Annotated in this window: 11 protein-coding genes; 4 read left to right on the forward strand and 7 right to left on the reverse strand. The window is 71.9% G+C overall.

From position 1 onward, the window contains the following. Positions 1–2 precede the first annotated feature (2 nt). From AC1DWH_RS12710 to AC1DWH_RS12735, 6 genes are all read right to left on the reverse strand, one after another. Positions 3–1,217, reverse strand: coding sequence for a ferrochelatase (locus AC1DWH_RS12710; protein ID WP_477093982.1), 1,215 nt, complete (start codon positions 1,215–1,217; stop codon positions 3–5). A gap of 149 nt (positions 1,218–1,366) precedes the next feature. Next, positions 1,367–2,335, reverse strand: a complete 969-nt coding sequence (locus tag AC1DWH_RS12715) for a carbohydrate ABC transporter permease (RefSeq protein ID WP_477093983.1) — start codon at positions 2,333–2,335, stop codon at positions 1,367–1,369. Then, positions 2,332–3,261 carry a carbohydrate ABC transporter permease gene (locus AC1DWH_RS12720; protein ID WP_456846279.1) on the reverse strand — a complete coding sequence of 310 codons (930 nt, stop codon included), beginning with the start codon at positions 3,259–3,261 and terminating at the stop codon, positions 2,332–2,334. Before AC1DWH_RS12720 ends, AC1DWH_RS12715 begins: the two co-directional genes overlap by 4 nt. A 102-nt stretch (positions 3,262–3,363) precedes the next feature. Next, positions 3,364–4,761 carry an ABC transporter substrate-binding protein gene (locus AC1DWH_RS12725; RefSeq protein ID WP_477093984.1) on the reverse strand — a complete coding sequence of 466 codons (1,398 nt, stop codon included), beginning with the start codon at positions 4,759–4,761 and terminating at the stop codon, positions 3,364–3,366. 99 nt (positions 4,762–4,860) lie between these two features. Further along, positions 4,861–6,504, reverse strand: coding sequence for a glycoside hydrolase family 13 protein (locus tag AC1DWH_RS12730; RefSeq protein ID WP_477093985.1), 1,644 nt, complete (start codon positions 6,502–6,504; stop codon positions 4,861–4,863). Between the two features lie 255 nt (positions 6,505–6,759). Further along, the gene (locus AC1DWH_RS12735) at positions 6,760–7,839 is read right to left on the reverse strand and encodes a LacI family DNA-binding transcriptional regulator (RefSeq protein WP_477093986.1); all 1,080 of its coding nucleotides are present in this window, start codon (positions 7,837–7,839) and stop codon (positions 6,760–6,762) included. A gap of 139 nt (positions 7,840–7,978) precedes the next feature. On the opposite strand from AC1DWH_RS12735, the gene AC1DWH_RS12740 reads away from it, so the two are divergent. Further along, positions 7,979–8,839: a serine/threonine-protein kinase gene (locus AC1DWH_RS12740; protein ID WP_477093987.1), complete on the forward strand. Its 861-nt coding sequence runs from the start codon at positions 7,979–7,981 to the stop codon at positions 8,837–8,839. Positions 8,840–8,843: 4 nt separating this feature from the next. Here the strand turns inward: AC1DWH_RS12740 and AC1DWH_RS12745 are convergent, their stop codons facing one another. Continuing rightward, positions 8,844–9,320 (reverse strand): MarR family winged helix-turn-helix transcriptional regulator, encoded by a 477-nt coding sequence (locus tag AC1DWH_RS12745; protein WP_456847563.1) that lies wholly within the window; start codon positions 9,318–9,320, stop codon positions 8,844–8,846. 179 nt (positions 9,321–9,499) lie between these two features. Between AC1DWH_RS12745 and AC1DWH_RS12750 the strand changes: the two genes are divergently transcribed. From AC1DWH_RS12750 to AC1DWH_RS12760, 3 genes are all read left to right on the forward strand, one after another. After that, the gene (locus tag AC1DWH_RS12750) at positions 9,500–10,951 is read left to right on the forward strand and encodes a glycoside hydrolase family 10 protein (protein ID WP_477093988.1); all 1,452 of its coding nucleotides are present in this window, start codon (positions 9,500–9,502) and stop codon (positions 10,949–10,951) included. A gap of 71 nt (positions 10,952–11,022) precedes the next feature. Then, positions 11,023–11,598, forward strand: coding sequence for an NYN domain-containing protein (locus tag AC1DWH_RS12755; RefSeq protein ID WP_456847612.1), 576 nt, complete (start codon positions 11,023–11,025; stop codon positions 11,596–11,598). 260 nt (positions 11,599–11,858) lie between these two features. Continuing rightward, positions 11,859–12,500, forward strand: a complete 642-nt coding sequence (locus tag AC1DWH_RS12760; protein ID WP_477093989.1) for a hypothetical protein — start codon at positions 11,859–11,861, stop codon at positions 12,498–12,500. Position 12,501 lies beyond the last annotated feature (1 nt).

Below are 12,501 nucleotides of genomic sequence, written 5' to 3' on the forward strand. Positions count from 1 at the left end.
GGTCAGGACAGGGGGTCGGTCGAGCAGGCGGCGGGGATGCCCGTGGGCTGGCCGGCGCGCATCTCGCAGCAGCCGGGGCGGCACACGGACCGCCACGGCGGGAGCTCGCCGACCGTGGCCTCGGGCACCGGCCGGGCGGCGGCGTCGGCGGCGAGGTCGGCGGTCACGCCCGTCGACGGGCCGTAGCCCGCGCGAGCCAGCGCGGCCCGCTCCAGGACGAGGTCGACCAGACCGCGGACGAAGGGCTCCCGGGTGCCGACCGTGTCCGCCCGCACCGCGACGAGCCCGAGCTCCGCGGCCGTCTCCAGGGCCTCGGTGTCGAGGTCGAACGCGACCTCCATGTGGTCCGAGACGAACCCGATCGGCGACAGCACGACGGCCTCGACCCCCTCGGTCGCGAGGGCCGTCAGATGGTCGTTGACGTCGGGCTCGAGCCACGGCTGGCTCGGCGGTCCCGAGCGCGAGCAGTAGGTGAGGTCCCAGGTCACCGGCCGGCCCAGCCGCTCCCCGACCGCGGCCGCGACGGTCGCGGCGACGTCGAGGTGCTGCGCGCTGTACGACGCACCGCTGACCACCGACGCCTCCTCCATCACGTCCGGGATCGAGTGGGTGACGAACACGAGCCGGGCGTCCCGACCGAGCGACTCGTACGCCTCGGTCACCGCGTCGACGTTCGCCTGCACGAACCCGGGGTGGTTGAAGTACGAGCGGACCTTGTCGACGACCAGCGGGTGCTCGCCCTCGCCCAGGCCGACGTCGAGGCCGAGCTCGTCGAGCGAGGCCCAGAGGTTCTCCCGGTACTGACGGCAGCCGGAGTAGGACGAGTACGCGCTGGTCACCAGCGCGACCATCCGACGCGCGCCGTCCGCGTAGGCCGCGCCCAGGGCGTCGCGGGTGTACGGCTCCCAGTTGCGGTTGCCCCACACCACCGGCAGCTCGAGCCCACGACGGGCGAGCTCCTCGGTGAGCGCCTTCTGCAGCGCCAGGTTCTGCCCGTTGATCGGGCTGGCTCCCCCGAAGTGGTGGTAGTGCTCGGCGACCACGGCGAGGCGCTCGTCGGGGATGTTCTTTCCCGCGGTGACGTTGCGCAGGAACGGCAACACGTCGTCGGGGCCGTCCGGGCCGCCGAACGAGAACAGCAGGAGCGCGTCGTACGGAGCGACAGGGCTGAGGTCGGACGAGGGCGTACGGGTGCTCACGGCGGTGTCAGGGGCCACCGTCCGATCATCGCACCGGCCGCCCGGCGCCCTCGCGGCGAGCGGCCGCACCGGCCCGTGAGATTGTCGGGACGCGTTGTCAGAAAGCACGCCGACGCCCGGCGGCGACGAGCACCACCGGGCGTCGGGCGGGCGAACGCTGCGGACGCTCAGCCCTTGACGGCCCCTCCGAGCCCGGCGCCGCGCAGGAACATGCGCTGGAACACCAGGAACATGAGGATCGGGATGACGGTCGCGATCGCGTACGCGGCCATGAGCGTGCCCTTGTCGGTCGTCGCCTCGAGGGACGGCAGCCGGACGGACAGGGGCTGCAGGTCGGGGTTGCGCAGGACCAGCAGCGGCCAGAGGAAGTCCTTCCAGGACGCGATCACGGCGAACACCGAGACGACGCCGAGGATCGGCTTGCTCATCGGCAGCACGATCGACCAGAACAGCCGGAAGGGTCCGGCGCCGTCGACGCGGGCGGCCTCGAAGATCTCGCGCGGCAGGTTGTCGAAGAACCGGGCGACCAGGACGACGTTGAACGCGCTGGCGCCGGCGGGCAGCCAGACGGCCCAGTACGAGTTGACCAGCGAGTGATCGATGAGGGGCGGGTGCAGGATGATCAGGTACAGCGGCACCAGCAGGACGACGGCGGGCACGAACAGGGTCGCCAGGACGAGGCCCTGGGCGTAACGGGCCCAGTGCGGCCGCAGGACCGACAGGACGAAGCCACCGGTCGTCGCGACGAGCATCTGCGAGGCCCACGAGCCCGCGGCCAGCACGACGGTGTTGACGAAGTACTTGCTGATGTCGATGTCGAACCAGGCGTCGTGCAGGTTGGACCACTTGATGCCGTTGGGGAAGATCGCGAGCGGCGTGCGCAGGATGTCCTGGGTCGGCGTGATGGCGAACTTGCCCAGCAGGAGCAGCGGCCCGACGCACCAGACGATCAGCAGGACCAGCAGGAGCACGTGCATCGTGTTCCAGGTGTGCCGCACGCGCGGCCGGCGCCAGTCGGACGTGGAGACCGCGGTGCGGTCGTCCTCGGGCGGCGGCGTCCTGACGCCCTCGGCCGGTCCGGTCGGGACCTCGTCGGGGAGCACCGCCTCCGGCAGGGACGGGGTGGTCGTGGTCACGAGGTGCTCCAGCTGCGCGTGAGGCGGAAGTAGATCAGGGACATCACGGCGAGGAACACGGCGAGCATGAGGGACAGCGCCGTCGCCATGCCGTAGTTCCCGCCGAGGCTGTTCTGGAACGCGTACCGGTACACCAGCAGCAGCACGGAGATCGTCGCGTTCGCGGGACCACCGCCGGTGAACAGGTAGGGCTCGAGGAACACCTGGGCGGTCCCGATGATCTGCAGGATGAAGGTGATGAGCAGGACGCCGCGCAGCTGCGGCATCGTGACGTGCCAGATCTTGCCCCAGACCGAGGCGCCGTCGACCTCGGCGGCGTCGTACAGCTCGGTGGGCACTGCGGTCAGCGCGGCGAGGTAGATGATGACGGTCCCGCCGGCCGCGGCCCAGGTGGCCTCGAGCACGAGGGACGGCATGGCCGACGTCGCGCTCTGCAGCCACGGTTGGGGCGGTATCCCGACGTAGCCGATGATCGTGTTGAACACGCCCTCGGGCCGCGGGTCGTAGAAGAACTTCCACAGCAGCACGGCGACCACGGGCGGCACGACGACGGGCAGGTAGGCCAGGGCCGAGTACAGGCCCTTGGCGCGCCGGACCTCGCTCATGAGCACCGCGGCGATGAGCGGCACGGGGTAGCCGAAGATCAGGGCCAGCAGGGCGAAGTACGCGGTGTTGCGGATGGCCATCGGCAGCACGGGGTCGGCGAACACCCGCTGGAAGTTCTCCAGCCCGACCCACGACGTCACGATGAGGTTCGTCTTCTGGAAGCTCATGATGACGGCCTTGACGATGGGCGCCCACGAGAAGACCCCGAAGATCACCAGCATCGGCAGCGCGAACACGAGCGTGCTCAGGCCACCACCGCGCACCCAGGTCGCCGGGGATCGTCTCCTGGTCGGTGGCTCGACGATGGTGTCGGTGGTCATGCGGTCCTTCTCTCGGTGCGTGTCGTCGTCGTCATCGGTCTGCTGGACAGGGCGATGGTGCCCGGCCCGGGGACGGACCCGGGCCGGGCACCCTCACCGGTGTCAGCCGGCCTGGTCGATCAGGGCCTGCGACTGCGTGTTGGCGTCCGCGAGCAGCTTGTCCAGGTCGACGCCGGGGTCGGTCATGACCGCCTGCACGATCGGGAAGAGCAGCCCGTAGGTCTCCTGGGTCGCGCGAGCGGCCTCAGGGATGACCGGCTGGGTGAACATGACGTCGGTGTAGCCGGTCATGTGGTCCAGCGGGACGTTGACGTAGTCCTTGATCCAGCCGAGCGACGTCGTGTACTGGTCCTTGCTGAAGATCGGCAGGGTCGGGGTACCGACGGCCTGCGGAGGCGTCTGCTCCGCGAGGATCTTGGCGTCGGCCACGGCCTGGTCCTGGTCGACCAGCTTGGACAGGTACCAGAAGTCGATCCACTTGACGGCGGCGTCCTTCTCCTCGTCCGTCGCCTGCGGCGCCACGGCGGCGTAGGTGCCACCGCCGAGCGTCCCGGAGTCGTCGCCCTCGTTCGGCAGCGCGGTCAGCCCGTAGTCCAGGTTGTCCGCGGTGACGCCGTTGTTCTGCACCAGAGCGGTGTAGATGTCCGAGCCCGACGTGTACATGGCGAACTGGCCGGCCGCGAAGCCCGCGTTGATGTCGCCCCAGCCCAGCTGCGTGTTCTCCAGCAGCGAGCCGTCCGTCTTGAGGTCGCCGAGGAACTGCAGCGACTCCTTGACGGCCGGGTCGGTCAGCGTGGCCTTGTACTTGTCACCGTCGAGCACCTGGGTGCGACCGCCGCGCGAGTAGGCCGCGGCCGTGAGCTGCCAGCCACCGGCGTTGTCGAGCGCCATCATCGCGTAGCCCGGCGTGCCGGTCTTGTCGTGGATGGTCTTGGCGTCCGCGCGGACCTCGTCCCACGTCGTCGGCGGCTTGTCCGGGTCCAGCCCGGCGTCCGTGAACAGCTTGCGGTTGTAGTGCAGCGCCACGGCGTAGATGGACTTGGCGGGGACCGCGTAGATCTTCCCGTCGTCGCTCAGCCCGGCCGCGAGGACCTCCTTGTTGAAGTCGTTCGCGTACGGCAGCTGCTTGACCTGCGCGTCGATGTCGGCGATCTGGCCGTTCTGGATGAGCACCTTGGTGTCGGTGGCCGGCACCTCGAAGACGTCGGGCAGGGTGCCACCGGCGAGGTCGGCCGCGAAGGTCGAGGCCAGCCAGTTGTACTCCTGCGTCTTGATCGTGATGTCCGGGTACTTCTCCTCGAACTGCTGGACGCGCTCGTTCAGGGCGTCCACGGCCGTCTGCTCGGCGCCGGGCTGGAGCCCGGCGACCGTGATGGTGACCTTGTCGGCGCCGGCCGACGACGAGTCGCCCGACGGGGTGTCGTCGTTGCTGCACGCGGCCAGCAGGCCGAGCGAGAGCACACCGGCCATGGTGAGCGCGGTGGTGCGTGAGGACCTCATCGTCACTCCTTCGTGAGGGATCGCCCCTGACAGGGTGCCAGGTCGCGGTCGTGTTCTGCGGTCGGGATCAGTGCGGGTCGAGCTGGTGTTGCGGTCGGGTCAGGCGGGGGTGCGCAGCCACGCGGCGGTGTCGCGCGGCAGCAGACCTGCGACGAGCGGGGCGCTCGTGAGCAGGACATCGGTGTGGGCGGGCAGGGCGGCGGGTTCGTCGCCCAGGTTCACGACGCACACGAGCCCGCCACGGGCGAACGCGAGCACGTCGTGGGCCGAGTCGATCCACGTCATCGGGCCGTCGCCCAGGGCGTGCTCGGCCCGGCGGATCGCCAGGAGGTCGCGGTACAGGTGCAGGGTCGACGCGGGGTCGGCCTCCTGCGCCGTGACGGTCAGCTCCGCCCACGCGCCCGGCTGCGGCAGCCACGGCCGCCCGGTCGAGCCGGCGGGGCTGAACCCGTAGGGGGCCGACGAGCCGGACCAGGGCAGCGGCACGCGGCAGCCGTCCCGGCCGGGGTCGACGCCCTCGGAGCGGAAGTGCATCGGGTCCTGCAGGACGTCGAGCGGCAGGTCCTCGACCTCAGGCAGCCCGAGCTCGTCGCCCTGGTAGATGTACAGCGACCCGGGCAGCGCCGCGGTGAGCATCGCGGCGGCGCGGGCCCGGCGCAGGCCGACGGCGAGGTCGGTCGGCGTGCCGAACCGCTTGGCGGTGAACGCGAACGACGTGTCGTCGCGCCCGTACCGGGTGACCGGCCGCGTGACGTCGTGGTTCGACAGCACCCAGGTGGCCGGCGCCCCGACGGGCCCGTGCGCGGCCAACGTGATGTCGATGGACTCCCGCAGCTGCTTGGCGTCCCAGGGCCGCGCCATGAAGTCGAAGTTGAACGCCGTGTGCATCTCGTCGGGACGCAGGTACTGCGCGAAGCGCGCCTTGTCCTGGAGCCAGACCTCGCCGACGAGCACGCGCGTGCCCTCGTACGAGTCGGCCACCGACCGCCAGCCGCGGTAGACGTCGTGCAGCTCGTCGCGGTCGACGTGCGGGTGCTCGCCGGGACCGGGGTGGGCCGGGACCTCGGGCAGCGACGCGTCCTTGACCAGCAGCGCCGCCGAGTCGATCCGGATGCCCGCGACGCCCCGGTCGAACCAGAACCGCAGCACCGACTCGAACTCCTCGACGACCTCCGGGTGCGACCAGTTGACGTCGGGCTGCTGCGGCGCGAACAGGTGCAGGTACCACTCGCCGGGGGTGCCGTCCGGGTTGGTGGTGCGCGTCCACGTGCTGCCCTGGAAGTCGGAGACCCAGTGCGTGGGGATCTGCTCGCCCTGCTCGCCCTTGCCGGGGTGGAACCAGAACCGGTCGCGCTCCGGCGAGCCGGGACCGGCGGCGAGCGCCGCCTGGAACCACTCGTGCTGGTCGGACACGTGGTTGGGGACCACGTCGATGATGGTCCGGATGCCGAGGGCCAGGGCCTCGGCGATGACGAGCTCGGCCTCCTCGAGGGTGCCGAACGCCGGGTCGATCGCCCGGTAGTCGGCCACGTCGTACCCGCCGTCCGCCAGCGGGGACACGTACCAGGGGGTCACCCAGATCGCGTCGACCCCGAGGTCCCGCAGGTACGGGAGGTGCGCACGCAGACCTGCCAGGTCACCGGTGCCGTCCCCGTTCCCGTCGGCGAAGCTGCGCGGATAGACCTGGTAGATCACTGCGCCACGCCACCACTGCGGGTCGGTCTCGGGCTGAGCCTGCGCCACTCGGGTCTCGTCTCTCGTGGGCCGCCGTCGACGGCGACGGGGCCGGTTGTCCGCTTCCTGCGGCCGCGTCGTGCTCCGCGGACCCTGGGGACCACCGCGAGACGTCGCTGTCGCGTTCCAGACACTAAAGGAAGCGACTGGAACCACGCAAGAAACTGACAGGACAGTTATCGAAGTGTGACCGAACGCGGTCCGGAAGCAACGGACCCCGCCCCGCCGGGTGGGCGGGACGGGGTCCGTCGGTGCAGGTCGGGGTCAGTCGGCGAGCGCCGCCGGCTGCGCGGGCGCGGGGCCGGTCGAGCCGCGCACGACGAGCTCGGGCTCGAACAGGAGCTCGTCCTGCGGCACGGCCCCGCCGTGGATCTGGCTGACCAGCAGGTCGATCGCCGCGCGGCCCATCGGCTCGATGGGCTGGCGCACGGTGGTCAGCGGCGGCTCGGTGCAGCTCATGAACGCGGAGTCGTCGTACCCCACGACGGAGATGTCGTCGGGCACCCGCAAGCCCGCGCGCCGTGCGGCCCGGATCACGCCGAGCGCGAGCGGGTCGCTCGCGCAGACGATGCCGGTCACACCCTCGCGAAGCAGCCGGTTGCCGGCCGCCTGGCCGCTCTCCAGCGAGTAGGCGCTGCGGACCACCTGGTTGGCGCCGAGCTCGAGGCCGAGCCGCTGGGTGATCGCCTGCGCGGCACGGAGCTTGCGCTCGGAGGGCACGTGGTCGATCGGGCCCAGGACCAGGCCGATCTTCGTGTGGCCCAGCGAGGCGAGGTGGCCCACCGCCTGCTCGATCGCCACCTCGTCGTCGCAGGACACCCGCGGGAACGGGAGCTCCTCGATGGAGGCGTTGATGAGGACGACGGGCAGGTTGCGGCCCGTGAGCCGCTCGTAGTGGCCGTGCGTGGCGTCGCGCTGCGCGTAGTGCCCACCGGCGAAGACGATCCCCGAGACCTGCTGCCCGAGGAGCAGCTCCACGTAGTCCGCCTCGGACACCCCGCCGGCGGTCTGCGTGCACAGGACGGGCGTGAAGCCCTGCTGCGCGAGGGCACCGCCGACCACCTCCGCGAACGCCGGGAAGATCGGGTTCTGCAGCTCGGGCAGGACCAGCCCGACCAACCGGGCGCGCTCGCCGCGCAGCTTGGTCGGGCGCTCGTAGCCGAGCACGTCGAGCGCCGTGAGCACGGCCTCCCGCGTCGACTCCGAGACACCGGGCTTTCCGTTGAGCACGCGGCTGACGGTCGCTTCCGAGACGCCGACCTTGCGTGCCACCTCTGCGAGTCGCCGTGACATGCTCGTCACTCTACAGTCGCGCGGCTGCAAGTGGCTTGCATCCGGCCGCAAACGCCGAACTGTCGTGACTCACCCGTTCGGTGCATGCTGCAGCCGCCGGCGTGCGGTGCGGCCGGCGTCCTTCTACCGTCGGAGCAGTCCGACCCGTGCGACGCCCCCGACGGAGACGCCCTCGAGAGACTGGAACCCTGTGCCGCTGACCGAGTCCCGCCCGACGGCGAGCCCGACGCTCGGGCGGCGCTACCGCCTGGAGCAGCAGCTCGGGCGAGGGGGCTCCGGCGAGGTGTTCCGGGCGACCGACGACCGGCTGCACCGCGCCGTCGCACTCAAGGTCTTCACCCTCGGCGCCGCCTCGCCGCAGGAGATCCGCCGCTACGCGCACGAGGCGCGGGTGCTGTCCGCGCTCGCCCACCCCAGCCTGGTCGCCCTGCTGGACGTCGGCGCCGACGTGCTCCCCGACGTCGGACCCGTCGCGTTCCTCGTGATGGAGCTGGTCGACGGGCGCACGCTGCGCGACACCATCGCCGACGGACCCCTCGCCCCGGCGCTCGCGGCGGACGTCGGGCGCCAGCTCGCCCTGGCCCTCGGCCACGCGCACGCGGCGGGCGTGGTGCACCGCGACGTGAAGCCCTCCAACGTCCTCGTCGCCACCGACCGCGCCGAGAGCGGCCACCGCGACGCGCCGTGGCTCCCGGTGGTGCTGGCCGACTTCGGCATCGCGGTGACCACGGCCGGCAGCTCACCGACGCCGGCCGGCACGTCCGGCACCGCCGGCTACCAGAGCCCGGAGCAGGCCCTGGGCACCCCGGCCGGTCCGGCCAGCGACGTCTACTCCCTGGGCCTGGTGCTCCTGGAATGCCTCACCGGCACCCGCGCCTACCCCGGCGACCCCCTGACCAGCGCGCTGGCCCGGCTGCTCGACCCGGTCCAGATCCCCGAGGACTTCGGTCGGGACTGGTCCCGCCTGCTGCGGGCCATGACGTCCCCGGAGCCCGACGCCCGGCCCGCCCCGGCGGCCGTCGCGGCGGAGCTGCGCGTGCTGCGGGGCTGAGGCCCTAGGCCGGGTCGGGGATCCGCGCCTGCGCGGCCCGCAGCTTGTCGGTGAGCGACCGCAACGTCGCCAGCTCCTCGGCGTCCAGCGCGCCGCCCACCAGCCGGCGGATCGTACGCACGTGCCGTCGGCCGATCTCCCGCTGCACCCGAGCCCCCTCGGCGGTCAGGCTGACGGCCACGCCCCGCGCGTCGCCCTCGACCGGCCCCCGCCGCACCAGGCCGGCGAGCTCGAGACGCTCCACCATCCGCGACAGGCTGGGCTGGGTCAGCAGGCTGACCTCCCCCAGCTCCTTGAGCCGCGCCGTGCCGTCCGCGCAGCCCGACAGCGTGAACAGGACGTCGTACTCGCGGATGGTCAGCTCGCCCCAGACGTCGTCGCGCTGGAACCGCCGCATGAGCGCGACCTGGGCGCGGAACAGCGACTCCCACGCCTCCGCCGCCTCGCGCGTGCCGGGCAGCTCCCGTGCTGCGTCGTCCATCGGTGCACCCCTTCGGTCCATGCAAACGTATCGATCTCAACGCCCTGTGCGGTGCCGCTGTTCCGCCGCGGTATCGAAAGAGCCGCCCGCGCGCTGCTGAAACGCTTCGGCACCTCGCGGCACCGGCCCGGCGGCGACCACTCTGCGATCCGGCACCGGCTCAACGAGGAGGAAACCCCATGCCTGTCGTCCATCCACCCCGCCGCTCTGCGCTCCGCACGGCCGCGGTCGCCGTCGTGGCGACCCTCGCGGTCGGCGCAGCGCTCGCGATCCCGGCCCAGGCGGCCTCGACCCTCAAGGACCTGGCCACCGCGGCCGGCAAGGACATCGGCTTCGCGCTCGACCCGAGCAGACTCTCGGAGCCGGCCTACAAGACGATCGCGGACAGCGAGTTCACGCTCGTCGTGCCGGAGAACGCCATGAAGTGGGACGCCACCGAGCCGTCGCAGAACTCGTTCAGCTACGGCTCAGGCGACCAGGTGGCCGGCTACGCCGCGAGCAGCGGCAAGAAGCTGTACGGCCACACGCTGGTCTGGCACTCCCAGCTCCCGGGCTGGGTCACGACCCTGTCGGGAACGGCCCTGCAGTCGGCGATGACCAACCACATCACCAACGTCGCGACGCACTTCAAGGGCAAGGTGTTCGCCTGGGACGTCGTCAACGAGGCGTTCGCGGACAACGGCGCGCGCCGCGCGGAGTCACCGTTCCAGCAGAAGCTGGGCGACGGCTACATCGAGACCGCCTTCCGGACCGCCCGGACCGCCGACCCCACGGCCAAGCTCTGCATCAACGACTACAACACCGACGGCATCAACGCGAAGAGCACCGCGATCTACAACCTGGTCAAGGACTTCAAGGCGCGCGGCGTCCCCATCGACTGCGTCGGGTTCCAGGCCCACCTGATCGTCGGCCAGGTGCCGTCGGACCTGCAGGCCAACCTCCAGCGGTTCGCCGACCTGGGCGTCGACGTCCGGGTCACCGAGCTCGACATCCGCATGCAGACCCCGTCCGACGCCGGCAAGCTGGCCAACCAGGCGGCCGACTACAAGAAGGTCTTCCAGGCGTGCCTCGCGGTCACCCGCTGCCAGGGCGTGACCATCTGGGGCATCACCGACAAGTACTCGTGGGTGCCCAGCACGTTCCCGGGCCAGGGCGCGGCGCTGGTCTGGGACGAGGGCTACACGAAGAAGCCGGCGTACGACGCCATCGCGTCCGCGTTCGGCGCCGCCCCGCCGGTGACCCCCACGGCCACTCCCACGGTCACCCCGACGGTGACGCCGACAGTCACGCCGACGACCACCCCGCCGCCCGGCGCCGGCTGCCAGGTCACCTACGGCGTCAACCAGTGGAACACCGGCTTCACGGCGAGCGTCGTCGTGAAGAACACCTCGTCGAGCGCGCTCACCGGCTGGACGCTGAGGTTCACGTTCCCGTCGGGCCAGGTGATCACGCAGGCGTGGAGCGGCGTGGCCACGCAGTCCGGCTCGGCCGTGACGATCACCAACGCGGCCTGGAACGGCGCGATCCCGGCCGGCGGCAGCCAGCAGCTCGGCTTCAACGCGTCGCACACCGGCACCAACACCGCACCGACCTCGTTCACGCTGAACGGGACGACCTGCGCGGTCGCCTGACGCGCGCACGCCGGGCCGGATCCCCGTCGGGGTCCGGCCCGGTCCGTGCCACCTGCGGATACGCTGACGCGATGACGACCGAGGCGGCACCGCGCACCACCTACCTGCTGGTGGACGGCGAGAACATCGACGCGACGCTGGGGTCGTCGATCCTCGGCGGCCGGCCCACCCCCGAGCAGCGTCCGCGCTGGGAGCGGGTGCTGACCTTCGCGCAGCAGACGTGGAACCAGCCCGTCAAGGCGCTGTTCTTCCTCAACGCCTCGAACGGTTCGCTGCCGATGTCGTTCGTCCAGGCGCTCCTGGCCATCGGGTTCCAGCCGATCCCGCTGTCGGGCGAGTCGTACGAGAAGGTCGTCGACATCGGCATCAAGCGCACGCTCGAGGCCATCTCGGGCCGCGGCGGCGACGTGCTCCTGGCCAGCCACGACGGCGACTTCGCACCCGAGCTCGAGGCACTCGTGGACGACGAGGACCGCCGGGTCGGGCTGCTCGCCTTCCGCGAGTTCACCAGCACCCAGCTCTCGGCCCTCGTCGCGCGCGGCCTGACGACGTTCGACCTCGAGGGGGACGTCGCCGCGTTCAACGTGCAGCTGCCCCGCCTGCGGATCATCCCGCTCGACGAGTTCGACCCGCTGCGCTACCTCTGAGGCTGTAGCTCCCGGGCGCTCGCCGCGACTCAGGTCACGGCGACATAACGATCTATCTGCTACCGGTCGGGTTTTACCTAGTACCGCGTGGCTCAGATGCTTTGTGCGCTGGTAGACAAGCGCCTGGTTCCGCCCGAGAAGGGCGCCGATCCGCCCGTCAACGGCGACGGCGCAGGTCAGCGGCTTCTCGGGCGGCCATCTACCGGCAGCACCGTCCGCGCGGCCCTGGCCGTGCGGACGGTCACCACGACGAGGTGGTCATGAAGCGTCACATCCTGGCGGGGCTCGTCCTCGCACTCCTCACGACGGCGATCGTGCTGTTCTCCGGCCCCGAGCTCCAGGGCGTCGCGCTGCTCGGCGCCGCGCTCGGCGGGGCCCTGGGCCTGGTCCCGGACCGCTCCCCCGCGCAGCGCGCCGGCGGCTTCGCCGTCGGGTTCGCCGCCGCGTGGCTCGGCTACGCGCTGCGCGCCGCGGCGCTGCCCGACGCCGCCGCCGGCCGCGCCGTCGCCGTGCTCATCGTCCTGGGGCTCTGCCTCGCCGTCGCCGGGCTCACCCGCGGGAGGCTGCCGCTGTGGTCGGCGCTCCTGGGCGCGGCAGCGATGGCCGGCGCGTACGAGGCCACCTACACGGCCGACCCGACGGCGTTCGTCACGTCCTCGGCCACCACGGCGACGTCGATCCTGCTCGCCGCCGGCGCCGGCTTCCTGGCGACGTCGCTGCTCGGCGTCGTCGTCGTGCAGGACCGCGAGGAGGAGCGGGCCGCCCAGGCCGCACCCGCCGCCGAGCCCGAGCCGCAGCCCGCCGCCGTGTACGAGGGCGCCGCCACCATGGCCGAGGCGCCCCGCGCCCCGCGCCGCGGCCTGCCCGCCACCCGTCCTTTCGACCCCCAGCCGGAGGCCTGAC

This window comes from Cellulomonas sp. P2_F12 (assembly GCF_056403775.1).